The following is a 25,642-nucleotide window of genomic DNA, read 5'->3' as shown; positions in this document are numbered from 1 at the left end:
TCAGTAAACTAAACGGCCTCACTTAGGCCGTTTTTTCATTATGTATACCCTACGTCCCTATCAATCTGACGCGGTGAAGGCCGTGCTGCATTATTTTCRTCGCCATGCGTCTCCTGCTGTCGCCGTGTTGCCGACCGGTGCGGGAAAAAGCTTGGTGATCGCAGAGCTTGCGCGTATCGCCAAAGGCCGAGTACTGGTGCTTGCCCACGTTAAAGAGCTCGTCGAACAAAATCATGCCAAATATGAAGGCTATGGATTAAACGGAGGGATCTTTTCCGCGGGGCTGGGCCGTAAAGAGTCTCACGACAAAGTGGTTTTCGCCTCCGTTCAATCGGTGGTGCGAAATCTGGATGCCTTTGCCGATCAGTTTTCCTTACTGGTCATTGACGAGTGCCATCGTGTGCCTGATAACCAAGACAGCAGTTATCGCCGCGTGATTGCGCATCTGCAAACGGTCAACCCTGGCCTCAAAGTGTTGGGGCTCACAGCCACCCCTTACCGGCTTGGACAAGGGTGGATATATCAGTACCACACCAGTGGCAAGGTGCGCACCACAGAGACACGCTTTTTTCGCGATTGCGTGTTCGAACTGCCGATAAGTCACTTGCTTGATGAGGGCTTTCTTACCCCTGCCCATGTCTTGGATGCGCCATTACTGAGCTATGACTTTTCTCAGGTTTCTCGCACTGCAAACGGCTATTACCGCGAAGCCGATCTAGAAAAAGTGGTGGCCAACGCCCCTCGTGCAACCCCGCAAATTGTCGAACAAATTGTTGACTATGCACGGGAAAGGCAAGGGGTGATGATCTTTGCCGCCACGGTGAATCATGCGCGAGAAGTCTTGTCTTATTTACCAACGCAAGCATCCGCGCTGATCGTGGGTGACACGCCCAGCACAGAGCGCGATCGCTTGATCACTGCGTTCAAGCAAAAAGCACTGAAATATTTAGTGAACGTGTCAGTCCTAACCACCGGCTTTGATGCGCCTCATGTAGACTTGATAGCGATTTTACGCCCCACTGAATCGGTCAGTCTCTATCAGCAAATAGCCGGGCGTGGCCTTCGCCTCGCGCCARGAAAGCAAGATTGTTTGATTCTCGACTACGCCGGTAATGTCTACGACTTGTACCAACCAGAAATAGGCATGCCCAAACCTGATAGTGACAGTGAGCTGGTGACGATCCCCTGCCCGGCATGCGGGTTTAATAACAGCTTTTGGGGCAAACTTGAGGACAATGGTTTCTTGATTGAACACTATGGCCGCCAGTGCCAAGGCTATTTTGAGGATGAAGATGGCGAACGCGAGATCTGTGGTTACCGCTTTCGCGCCAAGTTTTGCGATGAGTGCGGCGCCGATAACGACATTGCCGCGCGTCGCTGTCACCAATGCGATGCCCCTTTGATTGACCCCGATAAGAAATTGCGAGAGGCACTCAAATTGAAAGATGCGCTGGTCGTGGCGTGTAGCGACATGACACTGACCGCCGGAAAAAACCGCTATCAAAAACCACAACTTAAAGTGACCTATCACACCCACGAGGGCAACGATTTACACGAGGTGTGGCCGCTGGCCAGCAAAAAACAAAAACAAGACTTCCTGGCACGATTTGTCCGACCCCACCTGGTCGATCGGCACCGCCCCTTCGACGCCACCGCCCCGACCAAAGTGGCCGCGTCACAGCACCGATTTCGTCCGCCCGACTTTGTGATTGCACGTAAACAAGGCCGGTTCTGGCACCTGCGCCAGAAAATCTTTGATGTGGAGAACTTTATTAGCCAAGACAGGCTAACGGCCCTGTTAGCGCAAAGCCGAGGGCAAGCTTTCGCCGAATCCGACGCGAGTTGAACGCACTGAGGGTCAATCCATAAACGATTCCACGAGAAAAGGCACAGTATGGGCGGCTTGGGCACTGATGCCCCCACCGATAAGGCTTGTTTTAGCGRCCAAGCGGTGCTAATATCCGCGCTCGTTTTTGGGTACTGAGTTAGGTCGCTACGCTCAGTACTGTGTTTTCACTCTAAAGAGAGTTATTAATTATGTTTAAGTTCGAAGCTGAAGTACGTACAGAAAAGGGTAAAGGTGCGAGCCGCCGCCTACGTCATCAGAAGAAATTCCCTGCGATCGTTTACGGTGGCAACCAAGAGCCTGTATCAATCGCACTTGACCACCCAGTGGTTGTTAACCAAATGGACAAGCCTGAGTTCTACGAAGGCATCATCCTGGTTATCGATGGCCAAGAAGTAAAAGTTAAGCCACAAGACATCCAGCGCCACGCGTTCAAGCCAAAAGTTGAGCACATGGACTTCATCCGCATCTAATCGCATTTGCGATCATGATGAGATGAGAGAAGGCGCCTTTGTGGCGCCTTTTTTGATCGCTCGAGAGTCCTCTCTCTTCCCCCTACCTTGTCATCTTCTTCACGAACACCACCACAAAAGGCGCCATGATCAATAACGTTCAATCAAGGAAAAGGAAAGCCAATCACTAAGATGAGAGATCGTCGTTTGGCTCATCAAACAAGGAAGGTTGGTAAGGCAGGGGCTCAGCACCCAAAGCGGCGTCTTGCGCTTGTTTTCTTTTCGCACGTAAGATGCGCAGATAGCGCTGATGGCAAAGGCGGACAACATTACGTTTTTGCTCATTGGTGAAGTCATACCAATAAAAGCGCTCGTCGCGACTGCGAAAGCACCCTTTACAGTACCCTTTATTGTTCACCTGACAGATGCCTTTGCACGGACTCGGCACCTCGAAAAAATCGAGCTGTTCCACGTCATCCTCCCTGCTGATTCCTTTATTCAAGCGGGTGGACAGCAAAATTGCAAATTTAGATTAAAACAAGCCCAGTTGCGGCAAGGCTAAGGTATCAAACTCTTTGCCAATAAAAGGCAAAATACCGTCGGCAATCGGCTTAAGCTGTTTATCGATATAGTGCTGATAGTCAATTGGACTACGCAGGTAATCACAAGGTTCGGGGCCATTGACCGTGATCACGTATTCTATCCAACCACCACGCTGATACTGCGCAGGCCGCCCCCGTTTCTGGTTTTCGCTCTCTGCCATCCGCGCCGCGCGCACGTGCGGTGGCACATTTTTTTGATACTCCGCCAAGGGTCGGCGAAGCCGTTTGCGATAGACCAATGCATCGTCATGCTCACCTTGGTTGGTACGCTCGACAATCTCACGAATAAACCCGTCTACCTCGTCGCCATCAAACACACGTTGGTATAACTGTTTTTGGAAGGTTTGTGCCAATGGCGTCCAATCGGTACGAACGGTTTCTAACCCTTTAAATACCAACCTCGATTCGCCAGACTGTCTGTCTATTACGCGGCCGGCGTAGCGCTTTTTACTGCCCGTTTCCTGACCGCGAATGGTGGGCATGAGAAAGCGTTGGTAATGGGTTTCGTATTCAATGTCTAACGCCGAGTCCAAACCGTATGTGTCACTAAGGTGTGCTTGCCACCAACCATTCACCTCACTCACCAAGTGCTGCCCGATCTGATCAGCTTGCTCGCTCGACTTCTCGCCCCCTAAAGAGACAAACGTCGAGTCCGTATCGCCATAAATGACCTCAAAGCCTTGCGCCTCAATCAATTCACGGGTGGTTTTCATGATTTCGTGGCCACGCATGGTGATCGACGATGCCAAACGATGATCAAAAAACCGACACCCTTGTGAGCCCAGCACCCCATAGAAGGAATTCATGATAATTTTTATCGCTTGTGAAAAGGCTTTTTCGCCGGCTTTTTTGGCCCGATCGCGAGCTTGCCATAAATCATCAATCAAGGCAGGAAGGTAATGCTTTTCTCGGTGAAAGACGCCGCCACGGAAGCCAGGTACCGTCTTTGCCTCTTCACCCGTTTCTTGTGCTTTTAATCCCTCGATAAGCCCCAGCGGATCGATAAGAAAGGTACGAATAATAGAGGGGTACAGGGATTTGAAATCCAAAACCAATACCGAGTGGTACAGCCCCGGTTTAGAGTCCATCACGTAACCGCCAGGGCTTGCGATCCACCCCTCACTGGCAAGATTCGGCGCCACATACCCCGAACGATGCAAACGTGGCAAGAACAAATTGGTAAAGGCCGCTACCGACCCCCCGACACGGTCAAGCTCTACTCCTGTTAACCGCGATCGCTCAATAAGAAAATCCAGTAAATGGGTGTGAGCAAATATGCGGTTGACTAATACACAGTCTTGCAAGTTGTAGGTCGCCAGTGCCACCTTATCGTGGTGAAACATGCGATTGATAGAGGCCATCCGGTCATGGGGATTATCAATCGCTTTTCCCTCTCCCAATAACGTTTGTGCAACCGCCTCCAGTGCCCATGAGCGAAATCCATAAGTCGCGGTTTTTAGTGCGTCGATACCATCAATCACCACCCGTCCCGACAAACTGATAAAGCCAGGTTTATTGCTTCCCCCATCCCGCCAATAAGCCCGCTCTCCACCGCGACCAAGGCGCAGATCGCGCTGATAGGCCTGGGCGCGCTTCACAAGCAAGCGAAAGTCAAAATCAATCACATTCCAACCCACCACCACATCGGGATCGTAATAGGCAAACCATCTTTCTAGCGCGCCCAGTAACGCTTCCTCGTTATCGACCCACTCTATCCAGTCAGGGGCATTGTCTTCAGGCGCACCCACCATGATCACTCGGCTATCCTTTTCACTCGCGAGTCCCACCGAATAAAGCTGGCCTTTTTGTGAGCATTCAATATCGAGAGAAACATGATGCAACGTCGGAGTGTAGTCTGCCTGTTTGGCCTTGCCTTGAGTCACCTCTAGGTAACCTTGGCGTTGACGTGTTTGCCCGGTGAACAACAAGCTGCCACAAATGTACCGCTCCATTAAATAGCGGTCGGCGAGCCGAATATCGCCTTCATATAAAGGAATAGCCGCCCCGCTTATCACCCTTTGTCCCTCTTGCGCGCGTTTCACACTACTGAAATAACAAGCCGCCACGGGCGTGTGTTGAAAGGTGGATAATGACACTGCTTTACAGTAAGCGTGAGGATCAACCGATGGGAGTAAAGCATCCACGCGCGCTTTTTCTTCTTGAGGTACAAAAAACACGCTTTGCTGATCATCAACGCACAGCTTGACCGGGCCATCTGGCGTCGATAGCCAAAGTATAATCGACGTGGTTTGACCGCGATCACGCTGTTGACGTGTGATCACAAAGCCTTGCTGCATGTAGGACGAAGAGAGTGAGGACACAGGCGTTATCAGGGTTACGTTGTGTGAGTCATCTTTTCAGTGTAACAAACCCCACCAATTACTGTATAGATAAACAGCTCTGAGAAATTAGTCGGGATGCTCTGCGCGCCCGGCACCACCAATGACAATCAACCCAATCACCACAACTGCAGCCGCGCTCGTGAGGCGCATATTCATCACGCTGTTTTGATCCCAAGCGACCAGACCCATCAAGGCGAGCAAAACGGTCACCCAGATGATTGGTTGTACCAATAGCCTCTGAGTTGAAGCTATCATGTGCCAGAATACGCCAGCAGCCAACACAAACAATGCGCCAGCAAAGACAGCGAACCCAACACCGCGCAGTGAGAGAAACCCATTGGGTAAAGTAAAAATGAGTAAGGGCAGCACGAACAATAAACTCATCCGTAAACTGGTCGCCACGATGACGTCGGCTTGGTGAGCACGTTGGGTCACTTGCAGCCAAAAACTCGCCCATGCACCACCACTCATCAGCCCAAGAATCATGCCTAACGGGCTGGGTGCATACATGCCCGGGGCAAGTAAGTACCCCAACCCCGCGAAAATCAACATTAAACCCATCCATAGTCGGTGTTGATGGGGGGAGCGAGATGCCAGCCCCAATACACCTTGCACACTCGCCACCATCACCAAGCCCAAGGTGGCGATATCCAGTAATCGGCAGGCGAATACCGCACTGGTCACCGCAAGGAAAAGCAAGCCTGCAAGACGCCATGTCGAAAAAGGCGGCATTTGACGTGAGAAGCATGCTTCTCCTCGCCAACGCTCGGCCACGTCCTTTAGCGGGTAAAGTCGCTGCCCTGCCAACGCCATGACGGCGGCAGATAACAACCAAAGGCCAATGTAACTGGCCGGATCTACCCATTGGTTAATCGCACGACGGCCCACCTCGGCATTGATCACCGCAATCACGACCACTACTAAAGCGCCAATGACACCACCCGCTTTTTTCATTCGTATTCACGCCTTGTTACTCATCCCTTCTATAAGACCGAGCACAACCGTCAATACTTTCAACCCTTTGTTGTCTCTCGCGGACGCGATACAATACGCGTTTGTTCGTTTCCGGGAAGTATGCATGTCAGATCCGAAAAGCAAAGCGCTCAAAAAAATTGCTAAATGCCTGGAGCTTAGCAATTCCGCCAATGTGAATGAGGCAGCGCAGGCGATCAAAATGGCCGAGCGGCTGATGCGTAAGCATGGTCTCGATCAGGACGACATTGACTTCATCAGTATGGGTAAAACGCGCTCAGAAAAACTGTTACCCGCTTCGATTAGCCAATCGATCTTAAAAATTATTCGCGGTATTAATAGCAGGTTTGGGGTGGAGTGTGTGCTCGTCAATCACAAGGGGTTAAAACAGGCTGAGTTTATCGGTGATGCAGACCGCGCTATCTTTGCCGCTTTTGCTTTCGATGTGGTCTATCGTGATATGAATGAGCATATCGGCCAGTTTCGCAATAGCTTTGCAGGCACCGGCACCAGTACGCAAGAGGTAACGCGACGCGTACAGTCATTTACCACGGGCTGGCTTGAGGGCGCGCTCGATAAGCTCCCACAGCTTGACGCACGTGATAGCGACGACAAAATCAAAAACTATATTGATAAAGAGTTCGCCAATATTGACCGCGAGACCTTTAAGCAACAATTGAAAGAAGCCATGGCGGCGATGACAGATGATTACGAGCGGGGGATGAAAAAGGGCCGCGAAATCTCAGTCAGCCGCCCTGTGAATGGGCAAGGCCCACAAAAGCGCCTGACGGGGACCCGAAAGTCATAACCTTGATGAATCACAGGCCGGCTTATGTCCGGCCTCTGTCAGCACTTTCCCATCAATAAGACACCTGTGTTAAACACGTCAAATCATGGTCAAATCGCTTCTCGCCTATTGTGTTACACGCCTCTCAGGCCTAGCCTAGGATCCACGTCACGTTATCCATGTTGAGCCTGCCCCACTCGCTGGCAGTTGCAACCGCATGGTCTAAGGTGACTGAATAACAAGCATTCACAATGCGTAAAATAAGATACTTCATATCCTTGAATAGGAGAGTGGCATGAAAAAAGTCGTGACAGGTCTCGGCCTCTTACTCGCCGTCGCACCAGCAGCTTATGCACAGCAAGACAGCGGTCTATACATGGGTGGCCGCGTTGGCCCTTCGTTTTTAGAAGATAGCTGTGTGACTGACACCGATTGCGGAGATTCAGAGCTCGGCGCGGGTATTATTACCGGCTATGATTTCAACAATTGGTTTGCGCTCGAGGGAACCTATGATTATTTAGGCCGCTTTGATACCGCATTTGACCAATCAGGTACCACTGTTGGCGCCTCGGGCGATCTGACTGCGTTGACACTTGCGCCCAAGTTTTCTTATCACTTCAAACCTGATACGGCCCTTTACGGTAAGCTTGGTGCCGCCATGTGGGACTTTAATAGCAACGCCGGCGRTCGTGACGATGTGTCACTGATGGGAGCACTCGGTGTCGATCACCAAGCGACGGAAAAACTCAACGTTCGCCTGGAATATCAGCACATCAACGATATGGATGATGGCTACTTCTCAAGCGTCGATAACAACTTCGTGACTGTCGGCATGACGTATCACTTCGGACGCACTGACAACCAGCCAATGCCAGAGCCGATGGTTGAAGAGCCAGTTATGGCAGAGCCTGAGCCCGTTCAAGAACCAGAGCCGGTTGCCGAACCGCAATCGATTGTGCTCTCTGAGGCCGGCGAAACTGAAATGTTTGGTTTTGATAAAGCCAGTCTCTCTGAGCAAGCGATCGCCTCCTTGCAACCCTTGGTCGACCGCTTGCTGAAGTATGACGAAGCGACGGCAACGATCGTGGGTCATACCGACAGCCAAGGGCCAGCCGCTTATAACCAAACACTCTCTGAAGAGCGTGCACAAGTCGTTGCGGATGTCTTCTTAGACGCGGGCATTGCGGCTGAGCGCTTAACCGTGATGGGCAAAGGCGAATCCGCCCCGACGGCCAGTAACGATACTGCCGATGGTCGCGCGAAAAACCGCCGCGTAGAAGTTACCTCGCCAGAATTTGTTTATGTGGAAATGAATTAATCACATCGACGATCGCATCATGTAAACACGCAAAAGGCCACCGCATTGTCGGTGGCCTTTTCTTGTCATGAACAATCAATGAATGATTAGCCGCGCGCCGTAAAACCTGTCAAGTGCATCTGCATCAAACGATCAATGTCGATTCTATCTTGATCGCTGACTCCCGCCACCCGTGGGTATCTGGGCTCAGCGCGATCATTATGATAAGCACCTTCCCATCCCTGAGTRGTGGTTAAAAACGCGCGAGCAAAGTCGCTCGAATAGCGCAAACACCCTGCCATAACCGTATCGACATAGGATTGGGCAATCGGCTTGTCTACGTCTGGGGTACGCTGCATATCGGCAACATACACGTACACGGGGCCATCAAGCGTCACGTCTTCGGGCAGCGCGATGTTTGATTCAGCTAACTGTAAACGCTGATAGCCTGCCTCACGCCGATCAAAGTCGGGCAATGACTGTGGATCGATGCTGACCAGCACCCCATTGCATTGACCTTCACCTTCTAACACCACCAAAGGTGAAATAAACGCCTCACTGACATTGCTCCAATGACGACTTAGCCCGGTCACGGTAACCGGGCACGTCCATCCAGATTCACCGGTCAGCGCCCGTGACGCCGGATTCATTAAACTCCCGTACCCAAATAGATACATGACGTTGCAAACTCCTTTATTGCATTTACTGGCAGAACCAGAGGCGCTGCCTTGCTTTTCTCTCTGAAATTGCCAGAATATCCGGCAACGTTGTAAACAAGGAAAGTGATTATGGAACAACTAGATAAGCTGGAAGCTCACTTCAAACGTCTATCGCATTTTCAGCACCTTGCCGCAATCTGCGGTTGGGATCAAGCCACCATGATGCCAGATGGCGGCAATCACGCCCGTGCCGACGCCATGGCAGAACTCGCCCTCTACTGTCATCAACAAATGACCCAGCCAGAGCTGGGTGACTGGTTCGCGGACGTGGATGAAAAATCCCGCCACCTAAGCGCCACGCAAAAAGCAAGCGTGGCAGAAATGAAGCGCCAATGGCAGCAAGCCAGCGTACTTCCCGACACCTTAGTCAAAGCCAAGTCTTTAGCGGGCGCTAAATGCGAGCATGCTTGGCGTCAGCAACGCCAAGATAATGACTGGGACGGGTTTGCCAAAAATTTAAAAGAAGTGGTCGCCCTGGCGCGTGAAGAAGCCCATATCCGCGCTGACCAGAAGCTGTGTGCCCCTTATGATGCGCTCCTTGATTTGTACGAACCCGGGATGACCGCCGAGCGTATTGATGAAGTGTTTGGTGCCCTCAAACAATGGCTACCAGAGACCATCCAAACCGTGGTCGACAAGCAAGCACAACAGCCGGTGATCACGCCTAAAGGCCCTTTCCCACAAGCGCAACAAAAAGCCTTGGGTGAACACGTGATGAAGCAGCTTGGGTTTAGCTTTGAGTATGGTCGACTCGATATCAGCACGCATCCATTTTGTGGTGGTGTACCCACCGATGTGCGCATCACCACCCGCTATGATGAGCAAGATTTCACCTCGGCATTAATGGGCGTGATCCACGAAACCGGCCATGCGCGCTATGAACAAGGATTACCTCAAGACTTAGCAGGCTTGCCGGTGGGACAAGCGCGCTCGATGGGCGTACATGAAAGCCAAAGCCTGTTTTTTGAAATGCAGCTCGCCCGCAGCGCCCCCTTCGCGACTTTAATCTGCCAACAAGCCAAACAGGCCTTTAACCGCCAGGATGATCCCGCGTTTCAGGTCGAAAACCTCCACCGCGTGCTCACTCAGGTATCACCTGGCTATATCCGTGTCGATGCCGACGAGGTCACCTATCCTGCCCATATCATGCTGCGCTATGACATTGAACGCGATCTGATCAGCGGCAAAATGGAGGTGGATCATATTCCTGAGCGCTGGGACACCGCGATGCAGCAATACCTTGGCCTCAGCACCGCCGGCAACTATAAAAACGGCTGCATGCAAGACATTCACTGGACCGATGGCAGCTTTGGTTACTTCCCCACCTACACCTTGGGTGCCCTGTATGCCGCGCAATTAATGCAAGCGATGCGCCAGCAACTGGATGTCGACGGTATAATCGCCAGCGGCAACCTCTCACCCATTTTTGACTGGTTGTCCCAACATATCTGGCAACGCGCCAGCACCACTTCAACCGACAACTTACTTAAAGACGCCACCGGCGAAACCCTCAACCCCGCCCACTTCCGCGAGTATATTCAAGGGCGGTATTTGTAAGCTCACAGCATCTCCATGGCCAGCCTAGCTGGCCTTGGGGTCCCCACCAAAGGGAGGCATTATGCCCAACTATGAAACACTTAAAACGAGGCAGCGCCAAGAGCGCGAGCATTATCCTGAAAATTTGTCTATTCGTGTACACCGAGCTCTCAGCTGGCTAAAACAAGCCGAGCAAACGGATGATACAGACAGCCAGTTTATTTTCTTATGGATTGCATTTAACGCCGCTTATGCGCAAGAGTTTGCGCAAAAACGTCAGTTTACCGAGAAAAACCTCTATCAAGGCTTTCTAGAAAAACTGATTCACCTCGATAAAGAAGCACGTTTAACCCATTTAGTATGGCAAGAGTTCTCAGGCCCGATCCGGGTGATTCTCGATAATGATTATATCCTGCAAGCCTATTGGGAATATCAAGCTGGATATATCACTGAAGACAGCTGGCAAGCTGCACGTAAAAGCGCCAAAGCCCGCGCGCACAAAGCCTTGGCAAACAGTGATACCGCAAAAGTATTAGCCGCTGTTTTTAGCCGTTTGTATACGTTACGTAATCAACTACTCCACGGCGGCGCCACCCACGGCAGCCAAGCCAACCGCGCCCAGCTAAAAGACTGCGTATGCATGATGCAAAAAATCGTACCTTTGATCATCGAAATAATGATGGACGGCAACACCGCCACCTGGGGCGATCCTGTGTATCCGCTTGTGTGAGTGTGGACACTGACTGGTTGCAATACGTTGCTCCAGTTTAATAAGGTACATACGCTCAGATATGTACCTTTCATCAGCGTTAAAACACGGGGTTGGATGCAAAGTGCATTTGCACAGCCTCGAAAAAGGACCATCAGTGCGCATAATGAAACGTCTTTTTAGTTAGTACATAATGAGCGTAATCTTGTCCGATCGACATTTAGGACATACAAACTTCTTTACACGCATCTTGATTAAAAATGCTTGTCTATCGGATAGAATATAACCACATTCTTTACACGCTATATTTGATTTTCCAGGTGGTTTTATTGGCATATCTTTCCCGACTTTTAATATTAAAAACTCTCATGAATAACTATTTTCATTAGACAATTTCTCATCATAATTAGTTATATTTAACCTTACAGTTCACAAAAAAACCACTGATGGCTTGATTACTTTATTGGTATTGGTGTTTATATAACCTCTGAGCAATACGTGTTGAATAGGACCGCTGGTATTCTTACTCGTATTGTGTTTGATGTGCTGTTGAGTATCGAATTCTATACCTTTAGTTACTTCCTGAAACGAGAACATCGGATAAGCCAAAATAAAGCGTTCGAATAGAGCATCAAATATCTTAATAACCCTGTCTATATCGGCATTATCACCGTTAACCACTTCGTTTTTTATATAATCCCAAAGATTAGAAATATTCTTTTCTTGGATACCACAAGCCACTAACCCCTGCGTGCTGGTATCCTTGAAAATACCTCGTAACGACCCCTGAGTTTTTTCGCTTAACTCGTGATACAGTTGGCTGAGCAATATATCGCTTTCAAAGGTATGCTTATACTTATCTAACGCGGCATTTACCTCACTTAGTTGTTCTTGCCTGCTTTTCAGCTCATCTTTCTTGTCACTCAACACCTCGAGCAGTTTTTTATTATCTTCTTTATAAGCATTAAGATCCTCCTCTGTATTTTTCTTTCTTTGCGCTAGATCTTCATAAGCTTTAACCAGATCGGAAAGCTCTTTCCTTAACACCTCAACCTGCTCTTTTTGTTCAGTCAGTGCCAGTATTAACTCTTTATTTTTCTCCTTAAGAAAGTTATATTCTTCAATGCTAACGGTATTTTCTTTTTCGCTCAGCTTCTTAGTGCTGATCTGCTTAGCGCTATCAACAATAGCAATAATTTTGTTTTTTACCGTTTCATTTTCCAGTGCAGATAATAAATCATTTTCGGGAATAGCCATTATTGTTGCCTTTTATAGCTGCGCGTTTTTTTAAGATAAAATGACTGGATACTGATTTCATCGGAAGAAGAGCTATCGGAATCGGACAGGTTATCATCAACTATCGGCGCTTCGTTATAGGGCCGCTCTTGACTCACGCTCCGATAATCCACTTTATCGATCGAATTTGGGAAGCACAAAGCTTCACGGTTCCGTAAGCAAAATTCATCGATCACACCCCGGACATCTTCTAAGTCATTATTAAAGCGATCAGCGATGGTCACATCAGGGTCGATACTGAATTCTGGATCATCCCTAATCATGACAATCGCGATTTTTTCGCCCTCGACATACTCAATTTTTTTCTTAAAGGTGTGCCAAAAATCAGCCTTCGAAACATACTCTTCTCCCTCAAACCGAATAATTTCTCTCTGGCCCAAAATTAGTCGATAGGCTTGCGCTTGGTCACCTTTTACAGAAACGATATAATCTGTCATTTAAGACTTTAACCTCATCACTTTGTCTTCTATTTGTTCCACCGATAGATCGGGATCGACCCTCTGGTAGGCTGCGACCAATGCATCCGCGTGTTTTCCACTTTCACTAACACTTAACTCATCCTTGATGTAAAGACCATAGCCACCCGTTTCTAACTGCTTTTCTTTATATACTTTTATGGTTTCGATAATTTCTTTTGATTCGACACCCTGTTGCGCAACTACCGCCAGAAAATCAGGCGTAACAACAGTATCTAGCTTTTCATTAATGCCTTTTAATGTAATCGATGCACCAATCGACGAGCGAGCCAATAGATCTTTCTCGTCCAAATTATCAAACTTTTCCCGATCAATGGTCACGTCATCTTGAAGATAGTTAATGTATTCATTAATGGTATCAAAGTCATCTGGCTTCATATCAGCCATCATGGCTTTTTCGCCAAGCTCTGCCATATCGGAGTTAGGGTTAATAATACCTAGACTAACACCAATCGCCTTGATGGTATCACCGACTTTTGCTGCTAGTTCCACTCCCATTTCAGCGATCTTCGTCGCGGTCGTGCTAACCGCATCTGTAATTTTACTCGCCACACTACTGATTACGTTGCATGCGCTAGACGCTATGCTAGATAACGCTGAACCCAAGCTACTAAAAAAACCCATAACGCCTCCTAAACTTTATCTTTTAGATCTTTTCTAAAAGTATTATGATGTCGCAATGTAATAAGTACATCACGATCTATATACAAACTGTGTAAAAAATCATTTAGCAATGATTGTCTTTCCTGTTCATCCGCGTTATCACCCGTATTGTAACAATTTTCATTAATAAAATGACACATAAACTCCCATCCAAAACGGTCGATATAATATACTAAATCATCCTTTTTCTTGTCTTGACCTACGGCCTGGTACCACGCCATTGCCACCTTACCATGTAAAAAATCAATAATATCGTCCTCGTTGGGTGGTACATTGAGAAATTCTAGCCCAGGAATGAAGCCTGAGCGATAGTTATTGATATAAAAGTTAAGTGCTAACTTTCTAATTTCATCTTCATCAATCTCTTCTTCATTGGTAGTGCTGATATACTCTTTTATTTGTACTTGCAGTGGTTTACTCATCCCAGAGCTCGATAGTAACACCCGCCCCGGTTCTAAGTTAGATAAGAAATCTTTTTGTTCATCCGTAAGCGCCATAGTGTTCCCTACGGCCTCTTTATCGTCTTTAGCAAATAGCTTATGGATAATTTTTGTGTTGGTGTTTTTAAGTACTTCGGGAGTGAGTTTATTAGGAATCTGATCGACAATAATCAAAGATTCGCCGTACTTTCTCACTTCAGCTAACATATCCGCAAAGGTTTCAACACCCTGCTTTTTATTCTGACTATCACCAACTTCAAACTTAGACAACAAACGGTGCGCTTCTTCAATTAAGGTGATATGGCGAAATTTTTTCCCTTCTTTTTGATAGGCTCGATGATTAGATCTAATCGCTTCATTTAGATTCGATAAAACGAAGCCCATGATCAATGATTTTTCATTCGGATTGCGTATTTCTTCCAACTCAAGAATGACATTTCTTTTTACCAGTTCATTAAAGTTAATCGAGCGTGGGGTATCGAGCATGATGCCTTTCGCCCCAATCAATAAGCCTTGTAATCTGGCTTTGATGGATCCAATATAATCTTGCTTAAGTCGGTCATCAAAACCTTGGCTAGCGACCACTTCTTCGGTCTTCAACACCAAGTCACTTAAAGTAGGGAACGCATAGACGCCATCAGAAAAAGGATCATCATAAAATCGGTTCTTCGAGGTAGTAATATCCCAGCCTTTATCTTCATAGCACTGATAAATTGCCGCTTCTATTAATTGAGGGATCGCTGCTTCCATATCGAATGAAGATTCAATACTGGCTTTTATCATATCAACACGAGAGGTGATATTCTCATGTGGGAAGAACTCAAATGGATTGAGTTTAAATGGTGCGATATTATTATTCCCTAAGGTGAAAATAAGAATATCGTCATTGTTCTTAGCAAGCACCCTGTATTCAGTTTTTGCCGGTTCAATCACCAAAAAAGGCATATCCGCAGAATCCAGTAATCGCTGACAGGTGGTGGTTTTTCCGCTACCTGTTACCCCCGCGATAAAGATATGTTTATCTAACTCATTTTTATCTAAATGAACATCAACACCTTGAATTAAGCCACTTTTAACCAAATTACCAAGATAAAGCTGGTTAGGTTCCCTAATCGCTTTCGCTATATTCAAACCAAACTCAACTTCTTCTTTTAGGGTTAACCCAACGACTTCCTTTTGTGGTAGACYTGCCACCACACTTAACTCATTAGTTGAAAGCCAATTGCAATCGTAACTGTTTAATGGGTTTTTAGCATGTAACAGGTTTAACTGCCTATAAGCTTCGGGGTTTTCTCTGTTATTATTTTTCTTTAATATCGGCAGTTGTAGGTTTCTAAAAGCATAAACCTCTTTTTTGTTTGTCACACGCGTTACTGTGAGCGGTGACTTATTTGCTTCTTCGCCAGAAAATATCGACCGAGCCGTGTTCCCTAATTTAATCGCACTGGCCTTGTTTTTGGCCAGCATATAGATATTCGACAGATAAAGCCCTTTGTTTTTGCCAACTTGCACGCGATGCAATAGCACATCATCAATGTAATTAAGCCATTCTTGAATGGCTTTATCGGTAAACTCTCGAGACTCACTCGATGAAGTGCCTTTTTGTTCTGATGTATTACTGCCTATGTTTTTAGCTACAGATGTAGAAGTCGTCGTTCCTTTATTTTTAGCTTCTGAACCACTTTTGTATTTATCATGATCGTTTGTGGTATAGCTATTGGAGGACTGCTTTTCTCCGCCTGTTGTTGATGTGCCTTCTGTTATAGAGTGAGTCTTTCCTGTATTTTGAGTAATCGTGATTCCATCATTTTTTCCGGTTGATGTTGTCTCCGATCTTCCCTCGGTTTCACCAGTTGTCTTTGCCTCATTTTTTCCATCTTGAACGGTTTTTTTCGCTAGGGGTAACAGCTTGTTATAAATGGTATAAAGCTCTGACTCAATTGTATTAATTTCTAATAATGACAAGGGATCAGCTAATACGGCAAAGCAGAACTCATCCCCAGACATGATATCAACGAGTCGGTCTACACCTTGGAACTCCTCATTATCCTCATGCACACTGGGGACCCCTTGCAGTCGATACATATGAGGAAAACTTCCTAATGCATCTTTCACTGCTGATCGTTGATTTTTATCCAGTTTTTCTACAACACTGCCTCTAAAGTTACCTTCGAGGGAGGGTTTGAGTATTTTTTCACCAATATCATCAACATCTAAGACAGTATCACCTTGATACTGTTTGTTTTTAGCAATACCAAAATAAAAATAAACACTGTCTTTGGTACCCAGCAATAGATAGGTAAAAACAATACCTTGAACCGTTAATGCATTCAGTACATTTTCGAACGCTTCTTTTCGTGGTGAGTCTTCATCAAATGTCACTTCTTTGATGTGATAGAGGGAAAACTCATGTTCAAGAATATGAATGGGCTTTTCAAGCCAGAACTTTTTTTGTGTAATACCTGCATGTTCTTCAAGCAGCTCAATCAGTGACTTTTTCATTGTTGATCCTATCGTAAATTCATGACCGCATTTCCAGCTTGTGTCGTGTCCATGTCGGGATTGGCGATCTGGTGTGCTCTTACTAATACATCACTGTGTTGATGCGCTTCTTGTAGACTTAATTTATCCGCCAAGTATTTCTCAAGATGAGCAGGTTCTAATTCAGTTTGCGCATAAGCCTTCATTATTGCAAGTGTCAGCGCCGGACCAATATCTAGTTTGCTAACCGTATTTAACAGCGGCAGTGATATGTTTGACATCTGCATGTCTATATTTTCTGCAATGGCTTTAATGGCAATCGTTGTTCCAACAACATCGCGAACGGCAGTATCAACTGACGATTCATTCAAGTTCTGCTCTTCAACCTGAACATCGTGTTTAAGATAGTCAATATAATCATTGATTTTATCGAAATCTTCAGGCTTTTTATCTGCGGCCAGTGCTTTTTCACCCAGGTTACTGACACTATCACTGGGGTTAAATACCCCAGTGACAACATTAACTGCCTCGACAGCATTCATTACTTTCGGTAAATTTTCTCCCACGGTTTTAATCACCATAGGTCCGTATTTAGCAACCATAGGCCCGACCGTTGCCGCGACTTTTGCTATTGCACTCATGATTGATGGGATCAACGTAGGTAATAAAGCAATCATCGTCGTTCTCCTTAAAGTTCGATACGGTTAATTTCATTGAGGTATATGTCATTGTGAATATCGTCTTCGTTCGCAATGACGTACTCAATGGCAGTGGGCGAGACAACACGAATGAACACCAAGGCGTCATCATCCGTCGTGTCTAGCTTTATCACTTTCTTTTTGATACTCGTATCAGAAATCGCCACTTGGCCGGTACTGGTACTGGGTTGATCTGTATAAAAAATCTCAAAAGTTTGGTAATCCGCGAAAGTAAAGTCAATCCATTGATTAAAGCTAACGTCGCGTTCGATAAGCGGCTTAAATTTTTTCTTTCTATTCTCGCCAAGGTAATATTTAAAGCGAATATCATCGTCATTCACATTGTGATCAATTACTTTAATTCGGCCACCTTCACGCGATTCGATCAACCCAAAAGCCACCCCAGTTTTACCGGTTGGCTTCTCAAGATCCTGGCTATCAACACCGAGTGGCTGAAAAAGCTCAAACCGGCTTTCACCTTCAGCGAGCCCCATTTCTTGATGTTGCAACGCAATATGTTTATCAAAAAGTGTCCTTACGAAGCTCGACTGACTCGCATTACCGGCCAGGAATATCTTCACATTAGAAATATCCGATAGCATATGTTGGCGATTACTAAATGCTAGTCGCAGTGCATCGAAAAAGTTTTCGACACCACGCTCGATACGGCTTGATAAAATGGCGTTTAATTCTTGGTCATCAATTTGTAATCCAAAAGCAGAGTGCTGTACACCATTGACATCTGTGAGTGTCACTTGCAATTCGCCTGATGCATCAAACGAAAAGTCGTCATGCTCTTCCCAGTAGGGTCGCAAGGCAATGCACAGCTGTTTAGTATTTGTACGTGCCTCTTGCGAACGGCTTAACAGTTGCTCACTGCCCGCAAACGCATCTCGTTCTGGATGTTTCTCAAATTGAATCCCCTGCTCTAATAAGCTATTTTTGTTTTTCTTAAACACTTCAAAGGCAAGGAGTTCGAGTAAATTCTCACCGCCTAAAAACTTATCACCGCCGGCGCCAAAGTGCTCAATCACATAGTCAAAGCGACGCCGGTCCTTCTTATCTGTTGGCTCACGATAAATGCCAAAGTCAAAATCTGTTGTACCGCCACCAAAATCGAACACGCTATAAAAAACACGTTCATCGCCTTCTGGCTCGATATGGTAAGCTTGTAATGCCGTCAGTGCATAAGCCGCTGGCTCGCTGGCACCTTTCTTCACCGATATGGTATTAATCGTCTCTTTACCCAGCTCGGCCGGCAGCGATTTTTTAAGTCCATTTCTAAAGCTATGGATAATTTTGTCGCGAATGGCCACTTCATAGGTGACAGGGAAAGACAAAATGTAGTCCATAAAAATACCGTTATTCAGGTTATTGATATATAACCCTAAGTAATAGGCATAAATTTCAATGGGATTAAAATCTCCATCTTCAAGAGATAAGAAAGGCGGAAGATCGATGATCTTGCCATGCTGGCCGACAACCTTTAAGTTTCGGTTTTTATCACCAGCCCACTGCTTTAATGCATCAAGAAAGGTATTAAACTTGCTCGACTCGCTGCCTTGTAACGAATTTTGCGCTGTGTGAGAAATCGTCAGATCACACCAACGCGTATCGGGCTTGTTCTCTTTTTGATGGTAAGCGGTTAAAAATGCGTTGAGATTAACAAACTCCATAATGGTTGGGTTTTCATAGTGATGTGCCGCAATATCTTTGCTGAGATCTCCGGTCCCAATCCGCATCGGATGAATGTTAACGTTATCTTTTTGATACGCCACAACCGTGCTTTTGGTACCAAAATCAATCGCTACGACCCCTTCATTAATTCTGCTTTTAGGATCACGCGCGACTAGCTTTTTAGGTAATGGTACTGCCTCCATTTCACTGGTATCGAGCTCATCTTGCCATAAACTCCAATGCCCCAAGTCAGTATCTTCGATGATTTTTTGATGATAAGGGCTAAGATCGGCTCTAATTTTTTCTTCAAAGAGTAACGGAGTTGTAACCTTTTCATTAACTGCTCGCGCAAGACTATCAATCGCATCTTTTTTATAAGAAGGATAGACATCATCGTTGTTGTAATGAAAGATTTTAATCAAAGCCCTTAATGCCACATCATCTTTATACCGGTTAAGGATAAAGCCGTTTTCAATTAGGGTGATAAATAGTGACCGCGCTGATACATCGCTTTTCTCGTAAGCTAGAAAGGGGACTATTTTACCCGCACCCCCCTCTCTTAATTGGTCATCATCAGTATCGAAAGCTTGGCATTTATCCATATTGCCATAAAGACAAATATCCCCAGTAACTCGAGGTCGACCTTTAAGTACCTTAAAGGGCACATGGCTCAAGCGAGTTAGACATAACAACTCTTCTTTATCCGGTATTGACCATTCATTTAATGGGTCACTAAAATTTTTTTGTATTTCTTCTTCTACGAAACTTAACTCAGTCCCAGAGTCAATACGATCTAAATCGTCGAGCTCAGAGGTCAGCATCCAAAAACCTTTGGCTTTTTTATCAAAGAAGATATCACGATCAAGGCACACCCACCGTTCGGCGGCCAGTAAACTCTCTACCTTGGAGAATCCGGTATAAAGTAAAGAGGCAATGGAGTTGGTTGCTTTTCGATTACTTAAGAAACAATCAACAGCGTCGATTAAGAGTGCATCATAGTTCTCTTGTTGATTATTAGTAATATTTAATTTCGTAGCGAGTGCTTTAGGTAGCTTCCATTCCGATACTAATTTTGTATTCATCGTTTCCTCGATTCTGTTAATACTGAGAAATGTGTTCTCCGATACAATTCAATGCAAGGCTTATTCTTCACAGACAGCGATCGTGTCTTTCATCGCGACGCCCCACACCAACTCTCCAAATCCATCAAGCCAGTGGGTAAGTTGTTGTGAGCGGATGACCGTGGCGGTGACTTGATAATGATCATCGTGCTCGGTCATGGTTTGATCGGAAGACAGTGGCGTTTCTTGTAAATAGTGGCCGGCGCTTTTTTTAATGTTAAAGATCAGTGAGCAGCGCTCGCCTTCTCCAAAACCAAACCGGCCATCGTCGTCGTATTTTTTCAGATCAAAATCTGGTGGCGGCGTAAATGGGAATTTAGACACATTGGCACGGTTAATGCGGTGAACCGCTATGCTGCGCTCGTTGTCGTAGCCTTCGAACCGACATACTAAATATAAGCGTGGGCCTTGTTGCGCGAGGCCGAGTGGATAAACCCGTTGGCCGGTTTTTTGTTGCTGTTTGGCATTGTAGTAATCGAGGGTTAGCGGATAGTCGTTGTAGAGTGCGTCAGTAACATTTTTAAAAACCTCGTCACTCATCTTGGGGGGAAGTAACGGCTGAGTCTCGCTGACCACACGCACTTTCTTGGTCCAGGCGCGGGCTTTTTCGGCATCACCCGTCGGGTTCAATTCACAGCGCGCTGCCGCAAACATGGTACTGAGTGATTCGGTAACATTAGCCGGCAACAAGTTGGTGAGGTAGTTTTCAGCCAGCGACAACAATAACGCCTCTTGCGTGGATAACTTGCCGTTGCTCAGCTCTGGGGCATAGCGCGATAACCGATAGCCATAAGGCTTGCTAGCATCATCACACTCGGCAAACCCTTCCTCGCAAAGCATCTCTAAGTTACGTTGAATGGTACGGATGTTGCGTTCTATCCCATCGCTGGCAACGGCTTTTTGTAGGTCGCCTGCGGTTTGTTTGATCCGGTGTGAAAGGTGGCGCAACAACAAGAATGCGAGCCTTAGCGAGTCACTTTTAGGCGGACGGGTTGTCATAAATGTTTCGCTGTCTAATGATGTTTCCACTATTATTTACCTGCCTATTTTCACAAACAAGCCGCGATCGCGGTTCCATTTCATAACTGAGCCTACCATCACAAAAAGGCAAAATGCGTCGCATATAAAACAATCAGTTAAACCGATTTAATCAGACACATTCTGTCGCACCGTACCGATAAAGTGGCGTCATACCTGGTTAGGGTGCGTAAAGGAATATAGTCATGAACGATGTGCTAGAACAAGTCAAAACGCTGATAAACGATGACACCAAAACCATTAAACAACTGCGTTATCAGGTGGGTCAGTGTGAACAATTAATTGCCGCGTTAGAAACCGAAAACCAGCGCTTGGTCGATCAGTTGGGGCATTTGGTACAAAAGCTCAATACCGATGACATGACAGGCCTTGCCAATCGGTATCATCTCGAAACCAGCTTCAATACACTGCTAAGCCAACCTCAATGCCACCAGTTGGCACTGGTGTTTATCGATATGAATAAGTTGAAGGCGGTGAATGATCAATACGGCCACCTGATGGGTGACCAGGCTATTTGTCACCTTGCTACACTGCTCGCCGATAATACGCACGAGGGGATCGCGGCGCGCTTTGGCGGGGATGAGTTTGCGGTGTTATTGCCCAACACCACACACGCGGCTGCCACTGATTGGGCCCAGTCACTGGTAATGCAACTGGCTCATTCACCACTCCTGATTGATCAACGCCCGCATTATTTGAGCTTTAGTTTTGGTGTGAGCGACATGCGTGCGGATAATGCCCCTCAGTTAACCAGCAGTAAAACCGCGTTGGATCAGTTAATTCGTCAAGCGGATACACGTATGCTCACTCGCAAGGCCTAACACCATAGACATCACAAGATAAAAGCCATTACATCACAAGGTGATAACCAGCATCGCCTTGTGATTCTTCACCATTAATCTGTTAATTCAATCACACTTCTGTACAATGCGCGCTCAGTCATATTTATCTTTACACCCTCTCGCTTGGCCGTGAGTCAGATGCCTTGTTGGCATGACTACACGCCCTGGTTGAGCACATTCGCTAGGAACGTCTTTTGATTTCAATCGCCAATATCACCATGCAGTTTGGTGCCGAGCCGCTATTCGAAAACATCTCTGCCAAATTTGGTAACGGTAACCGCTACGGATTGATCGGAGCCAACGGCTGTGGCAAATCCACCTTGATGAAAATCATGAGTGGCGCGCTCACGCCTACCGCAGGCAATGTGTCCATCACGCCAGGACAAACCTTGGGCGAGCTTAGCCAAGATCAATTTGCCTATGAGCAATACTCAGTGATTGATGCGGTGATGATGGGCGATCGCAAGCTGTGGGAAATCAAACAAGAGCGTGAGCGCATTTATTCCCTGCCGGAAATGAGCGAAGAAGATGGCATGGCCGTCGCAGAGCTAGAAAGCCAGTTTGCCGAAATGGACGGTTATACCGCCGAGAGCCGTGCCGGCGATATTCTTTTGCAAGCGGGGATTGAAGAAGAGCTGCACTTTGGCTTGATGTCACAAGTCGCGCCGGGCTGGAAATTACGAGTGCTACTTGCTCAAGCCCTGTTCGCCAATCCTGATATTTTGCTGCTGGACGAGCCAACCAACAACTTGGATATTCATACCATCAATTGGTTGGCCGGTGAGCTGCAACAGCGCCAGTGCACCATGATTATTATTTCCCACGATCGCCACTTCTTGAACGCCACCTGCACCCATATGGCGGATATTGATTTTGGTGAGCTTCGTGTTTACCCCGGTAACTATGATGATTTCGTCGCTGCATCTAGCTTGGCACGTGAACAATTGCTCGCCAGCAACGCTAAAAAAGAAGCTGAACTTAGTGAGCTGCAAGACTTTGTGAACCGCTTTGGTGCCAACGCCTCTAAGGCCAAACAAGCCAGTTCACGCGCCAAACGCATGGAAAAGATCCAGCTTGATGAAGTCAAAGCGTCTAGCCGTGTGCATCCTTACATTCAATTTACCGAAAGCAAAAAACTCCACCGTCAAGCGGTCGAATTACGCGAAGTTGGCCATACCTTTGACGAGACAGCTTTATTTAAAAACGGTCACTTTTTGCTTGAAGCGGGCTCGCGCCTGGCGATCATTGGCGAAAATGGTGTGGGTAAAACCACCCTGTTGCGTTGTTTAGTCGGCGAGCTTGCGCAAAGCGAAGGCACAATCAAATGGTCAGAAAACGCCGCAATTGGTTACTGTGCACAAGATAACAGTGCCGAGTTTGATAACGATCTCACCGTGTTTGACTGGATGTCGCAATGGCGTACGGCCAAGCATGATGATTTGATTGTTCGTGGCATTTTGGGTCGCTTGTTGTTCTCAGCAGATGATGTGAACAAAAAGGCCAAAAGCTGCTCAGGGGGCGAGAAAAACCGCCTGATGTTCGGCAAGCTGATGATGCAAGATATCAATGTGATTGTGATGGACGAGCCGACCAACCACATGGATATGGAAGCCATCGAATCACTCAATAAAGGCCTAGAGCAATTCCCTGGCACTTTGATTTTTGTCAGCCACGACCGTGAATTTGTTTCCTCATTGGCGACCGACATTATTGAGATAAAAGATCAGCAATTGATCCACTTTAACGGCAGCTACGATGAGTACCTCGCCCACTTAGAAAAAGTGCGTGCCGTGGCTTAACGCTGAGACTCGCCAAAACTTTGCCGCTGAAAGGCTTTCTTTCCGCGGCAATCCCCGCTATACCTAGAGCACGGCGCATTTTTCTGTTTAACGGATAATCGATGATTAAATACGTAGCGACTTTGCTCTCGCTCTCAAGCCTTGTGTTCGCAACACCAAGCTACGCTCTGTTCGGCCAAGGCGATAAAACCACTGATACGATGACGCAAATGGCGACCCAATTTGCGGATGACCAAGCCAGTCAATCTCCCCTTGTCCAATCCATTACCGAGAAAGTGGATGTGAGTTCAACACAAGCCGCCGGTGGTGCCAGCGCGTTGCTGGCAATGGCAGCCGATCGTCTGACGGGGACTAAACAGCAAGAGCTTGCTAGTCTCCGCCCTGATTTAGGCTCGCTGTCTTCGTTACTCGGTGACACTGGTGTTAGTAACAACATCAGCTCACTCAATAGCCTGTATAGCGTGGCAGAAAAGCTAGGGGTCAATGCGGCAACCTTGCAGCAATTTGTTCCGATTATTCTTAAATACCTCGGACAACAGGGCGCTAGCCAGGAATTACTCGGCTCACTCACCCAGCTTTGGCCTTAACCTTCTAACCTTGTAATCACACGCGGCTATCAAGGCCGCGTATTTATTTGCCCTATCCTCAAGCAAAAAATAGCGAGACGCGTTATCATGTTCGCCTTGTTGTTCAACGCCGTGTGATTATGCCTGCCTTATCTTTCTCTGCGATCCCCATTGGGATCCGCTATATGCTGCTCTCTGCATTCGGGTTCGCGCTGATGTCCGCCTGTGTAAAATATGTGAGCCTCAACGGTATCCCAGTGTTTGAGATCGTGGCATCGCGGGCCTTGGTCTCACTCATCATCAGCTACACCGATGTCAGGCGCAAAGGTCTATCGCCTTTGGGCAACAACAAACCGCTACTTTTATTGCGCGGCGTATTGGGCACCATGGCATTAATGTGTGTGTATTATGCGGTTACGACACTGCCGCTCGCCGAAGCCACAGTGCTGCAATACACCCACCCGGTATTTACCGCTATCCTTGGGCTCGTGCTGCTTAAAGAGCGCTTACAAGGCGCCACCTTAGTATCCATTGCCCTGTGTTTGGGCGGCCTCTATCTGATGGTTCAACCCAACCTCAATACATCGATCGATAGCGCACTTCCGCCCTTTAGTGTCGCTATCGCATTACTGGGGGCTTTAGGGAGCTCTGTGGCCTACGTAATTGTCCGAAAACTCAGCCGCAGCGAAGACAGCTCGGTAATCATCCTATACTTCCCGATGGTCGCCCTGCCGGTCTCGGTGGTGTTGATGTGGCCAGAGTTTGTGATGCCAAGTTTGCCGCTCACATTCTTATTGGTGTTAGTGGGTGTGTTTACTCAAATCGGCCAGTATGGGCTCACCAAAGCCATGCAAACACAACAAGCTGGCGAAGCGTCAGCCTATGCGTATGTGCAAATCGTGTTCTCGACATTAATTGGGGTATGGATATTTAATGAAGTGCCCTCAATTTGGACCTATCTCGGTGGTGGGTTAATTGTGGCAGGCGCATTATTCAATGCCGTTGGTCATCGCATCTTTCGGCGACGTATCGTATAACACTCGCACATTCAAAGGTTTAATACGAGCAAAACTGGCCTCATTTGAGGCCAGTTTTGGTTTGCGAAGTCTCCTTCACCAATGGCATAAGCGCCAACTCGATAGTGCAAACTTGGTATGATTTGCACCGCGCGCAGTGCAACTGGCGCCAGTTGCACTGCGCCATCCGACATTGAGGCCAACGATTAACCTCGATCGTGACAGGCGCCCGTTGGCAATTTCCACATATCCAACACCGTGCTGGGG

Annotated in this window: 21 protein-coding genes; 10 read left to right on the top strand and 11 right to left on the bottom strand. The window is 47.1% G+C overall.

What is annotated here, in order from left to right; translation table 11 throughout:
- Positions 1–40: 40 nt before the first annotated feature.
- Both BZG14_RS04530 and rplY read left to right on the top strand, forming a co-directional pair.
- On the top strand, positions 41–1,846 hold the full coding sequence (locus BZG14_RS04530; protein WP_077608090.1) for a DEAD/DEAH box helicase: 1,806 nt from the start codon (positions 41–43) through the stop codon (positions 1,844–1,846).
- A 191-nt stretch (positions 1,847–2,037) separates the two neighbouring features.
- On the top strand, positions 2,038–2,319 hold the full coding sequence (rplY, locus tag BZG14_RS04525; RefSeq protein WP_046073181.1) for a 50S ribosomal protein L25: 282 nt from the start codon (positions 2,038–2,040) through the stop codon (positions 2,317–2,319).
- Between the two features lie 166 nt (positions 2,320–2,485).
- Here the strand turns inward: rplY and BZG14_RS04520 are convergent, their stop codons facing one another.
- The 3 genes from BZG14_RS04520 to BZG14_RS04510 form a co-directional block, all read right to left on the bottom strand.
- On the bottom strand, positions 2,486–2,770 hold the full coding sequence (locus BZG14_RS04520) for a DUF1289 domain-containing protein (protein ID WP_077523038.1): 285 nt from the start codon (positions 2,768–2,770) through the stop codon (positions 2,486–2,488).
- A 60-nt stretch (positions 2,771–2,830) separates the two neighbouring features.
- The gene (locus BZG14_RS04515) at positions 2,831–5,197 is read right to left on the bottom strand and encodes a DNA polymerase II (RefSeq protein ID WP_077608089.1); all 2,367 of its coding nucleotides are present in this window, start codon (positions 5,195–5,197) and stop codon (positions 2,831–2,833) included.
- A gap of 111 nt (positions 5,198–5,308) precedes the next feature.
- Positions 5,309–6,196 carry a hypothetical protein gene (locus BZG14_RS04510; protein WP_077608088.1) on the bottom strand — a complete coding sequence of 296 codons (888 nt, stop codon included), beginning with the start codon at positions 6,194–6,196 and terminating at the stop codon, positions 5,309–5,311.
- Between the two features lie 124 nt (positions 6,197–6,320).
- On the opposite strand from BZG14_RS04510, the gene BZG14_RS04505 reads away from it, so the two are divergent.
- On the top strand, positions 6,321–7,022 hold the full coding sequence (locus tag BZG14_RS04505; RefSeq protein ID WP_069362462.1) for a DUF2786 domain-containing protein: 702 nt from the start codon (positions 6,321–6,323) through the stop codon (positions 7,020–7,022).
- Between the two features lie 274 nt (positions 7,023–7,296).
- Positions 7,297–8,319 carry an outer membrane beta-barrel protein gene (locus BZG14_RS04500; protein ID WP_077608087.1) on the top strand — a complete coding sequence of 341 codons (1,023 nt, stop codon included), beginning with the start codon at positions 7,297–7,299 and terminating at the stop codon, positions 8,317–8,319.
- An 86-nt stretch (positions 8,320–8,405) separates the two neighbouring features.
- Here BZG14_RS04500 and BZG14_RS04495 read toward each other — a convergent pair whose 3' ends face one another.
- The gene (locus BZG14_RS04495; protein ID WP_077608086.1) at positions 8,406–8,975 is read right to left on the bottom strand and encodes a gamma-glutamylcyclotransferase family protein; all 570 of its coding nucleotides are present in this window, start codon (positions 8,973–8,975) and stop codon (positions 8,406–8,408) included.
- 111 nt (positions 8,976–9,086) lie between these two features.
- Here BZG14_RS04495 and BZG14_RS04490 point away from each other — a divergent pair, with 111 nt between their 5' ends.
- A complete protein-coding gene (locus BZG14_RS04490; protein ID WP_077608085.1) occupies positions 9,087–10,574 on the top strand; it encodes a carboxypeptidase M32 in 1,488 nt (495 codons plus the stop codon).
- 61 nt (positions 10,575–10,635) lie between these two features.
- Positions 10,636–11,283: a HEPN domain-containing protein gene (locus BZG14_RS04485; RefSeq protein ID WP_077608084.1), complete on the top strand. Its 648-nt coding sequence runs from the start codon at positions 10,636–10,638 to the stop codon at positions 11,281–11,283.
- 408 nt (positions 11,284–11,691) lie between these two features.
- Here BZG14_RS04485 and BZG14_RS04480 read toward each other — a convergent pair whose 3' ends face one another.
- Genes BZG14_RS04480 through BZG14_RS04450 form a run of 7 tightly spaced genes read right to left on the bottom strand, consistent with a single transcriptional unit; the run spans position 11,692 to position 21,113 of the window.
- On the bottom strand, positions 11,692–12,519 hold the full coding sequence (locus BZG14_RS04480; RefSeq protein ID WP_077608083.1) for a coiled-coil domain-containing protein: 828 nt from the start codon (positions 12,517–12,519) through the stop codon (positions 11,692–11,694).
- Positions 12,519–12,995 carry a hypothetical protein gene (locus tag BZG14_RS04475; protein ID WP_077608082.1) on the bottom strand — a complete coding sequence of 159 codons (477 nt, stop codon included), beginning with the start codon at positions 12,993–12,995 and terminating at the stop codon, positions 12,519–12,521. The genes BZG14_RS04480 and BZG14_RS04475 overlap by 1 nt, the downstream gene beginning before the upstream one ends.
- Positions 12,996–13,658 (bottom strand): hypothetical protein, encoded by a 663-nt coding sequence (locus BZG14_RS04470; RefSeq protein WP_077608081.1) that lies wholly within the window; start codon positions 13,656–13,658, stop codon positions 12,996–12,998.
- An 8-nt stretch (positions 13,659–13,666) separates the two neighbouring features.
- Entirely contained in the window at positions 13,667–16,639 is a 2,973-nt protein-coding gene (locus BZG14_RS04465; RefSeq protein ID WP_077608080.1) for an ATP-binding protein, read from the bottom strand.
- 8 nt (positions 16,640–16,647) lie between these two features.
- Positions 16,648–17,295 (bottom strand): YqfQ family protein, encoded by a 648-nt coding sequence (locus BZG14_RS15860; RefSeq protein WP_241824617.1) that lies wholly within the window; start codon positions 17,293–17,295, stop codon positions 16,648–16,650.
- An 11-nt stretch (positions 17,296–17,306) separates the two neighbouring features.
- The gene (locus BZG14_RS04455) at positions 17,307–20,075 is read right to left on the bottom strand and encodes a molecular chaperone DnaK (protein WP_077608079.1); all 2,769 of its coding nucleotides are present in this window, start codon (positions 20,073–20,075) and stop codon (positions 17,307–17,309) included.
- A 60-nt stretch (positions 20,076–20,135) separates the two neighbouring features.
- Complete coding sequence (locus BZG14_RS04450) at positions 20,136–21,113, bottom strand: helix-turn-helix transcriptional regulator (protein WP_077608078.1); 978 nt, start codon at positions 21,111–21,113, stop codon at positions 20,136–20,138.
- Positions 21,114–21,337: 224 nt separating this feature from the next.
- On the opposite strand from BZG14_RS04450, the gene BZG14_RS04445 reads away from it, so the two are divergent.
- The 4 genes from BZG14_RS04445 (at position 21,338) to BZG14_RS04430 (ending at position 25,396) form a co-directional block, all read left to right on the top strand.
- On the top strand, positions 21,338–21,973 hold the full coding sequence (locus tag BZG14_RS04445; protein WP_077608077.1) for a GGDEF domain-containing protein: 636 nt from the start codon (positions 21,338–21,340) through the stop codon (positions 21,971–21,973).
- A gap of 215 nt (positions 21,974–22,188) precedes the next feature.
- Positions 22,189–23,793, top strand: coding sequence for an ABC-F family ATPase (locus BZG14_RS04440; protein WP_077608076.1), 1,605 nt, complete (start codon positions 22,189–22,191; stop codon positions 23,791–23,793).
- A gap of 101 nt (positions 23,794–23,894) precedes the next feature.
- The gene (locus BZG14_RS04435) at positions 23,895–24,380 is read left to right on the top strand and encodes a DUF2780 domain-containing protein (RefSeq protein ID WP_077487162.1); all 486 of its coding nucleotides are present in this window, start codon (positions 23,895–23,897) and stop codon (positions 24,378–24,380) included.
- Positions 24,381–24,499: 119 nt separating this feature from the next.
- A complete protein-coding gene (locus BZG14_RS04430) occupies positions 24,500–25,396 on the top strand; it encodes a DMT family transporter (RefSeq protein WP_077608108.1) in 897 nt (298 codons plus the stop codon).
- The last annotated feature ends 246 nt before the right edge of the window (positions 25,397–25,642 follow it).

The sequence above is a fragment of the Salinivibrio sp. IB282 genome (genome assembly GCF_001995685.1).
GTDB lineage: Bacteria > Pseudomonadota > Gammaproteobacteria > Enterobacterales > Vibrionaceae > Salinivibrio > Salinivibrio kushneri.
Note: the sequence above shows the minus strand (reverse complement) of the source record. Positions and strands in the feature narration are given on the sequence as shown.

Bases quoted from the DNA above. Each gene is read 5' to 3' on its own strand.
- BZG14_RS04505 (WP_069362462.1), top strand. From the start codon at position 6,321: ATGTCAGATCCGAAAAGCAAAGCGCTCAAAAAAATTGCTAAATGCCTG.
- BZG14_RS04480 (WP_077608083.1), bottom strand. From the start codon at position 12,519: ATGGCTATTCCCGAAAATGATTTATTATCTGCACTGGAAAATGAAACG.
- BZG14_RS04515 (WP_077608089.1), bottom strand. From the start codon at position 5,197: ATGCAGCAAGGCTTTGTGATCACACGTCAACAGCGTGATCGCGGTCAA.
- BZG14_RS04510 (WP_077608088.1), bottom strand. From the start codon at position 6,196: ATGAAAAAAGCGGGTGGTGTCATTGGCGCTTTAGTAGTGGTCGTGATT.
- BZG14_RS04475 (WP_077608082.1), bottom strand. From the start codon at position 12,995: ATGACAGATTATATCGTTTCTGTAAAAGGTGACCAAGCGCAAGCCTAT.
- BZG14_RS04485 (WP_077608084.1), top strand. From the start codon at position 10,636: ATGCCCAACTATGAAACACTTAAAACGAGGCAGCGCCAAGAGCGCGAG.
- rplY (WP_046073181.1), top strand. From the start codon at position 2,038: ATGTTTAAGTTCGAAGCTGAAGTACGTACAGAAAAGGGTAAAGGTGCG.
- BZG14_RS04470 (WP_077608081.1), bottom strand. From the start codon at position 13,658: ATGGGTTTTTTTAGTAGCTTGGGTTCAGCGTTATCTAGCATAGCGTCT.
- BZG14_RS04445 (WP_077608077.1), top strand. From the start codon at position 21,338: ATGAACGATGTGCTAGAACAAGTCAAAACGCTGATAAACGATGACACC.
- BZG14_RS04430 (WP_077608108.1), top strand. From the start codon at position 24,500: ATGCCTGCCTTATCTTTCTCTGCGATCCCCATTGGGATCCGCTATATG.
- BZG14_RS04450 (WP_077608078.1), bottom strand. From the start codon at position 21,113: ATGACAACCCGTCCGCCTAAAAGTGACTCGCTAAGGCTCGCATTCTTG.
- BZG14_RS04490 (WP_077608085.1), top strand. From the start codon at position 9,087: ATGGAACAACTAGATAAGCTGGAAGCTCACTTCAAACGTCTATCGCAT.
- BZG14_RS04455 (WP_077608079.1), bottom strand. From the start codon at position 20,075: ATGAATACAAAATTAGTATCGGAATGGAAGCTACCTAAAGCACTCGCT.
- BZG14_RS15860 (WP_241824617.1), bottom strand. From the start codon at position 17,295: ATGATTGCTTTATTACCTACGTTGATCCCATCAATCATGAGTGCAATA.
- BZG14_RS04435 (WP_077487162.1), top strand. From the start codon at position 23,895: ATGATTAAATACGTAGCGACTTTGCTCTCGCTCTCAAGCCTTGTGTTC.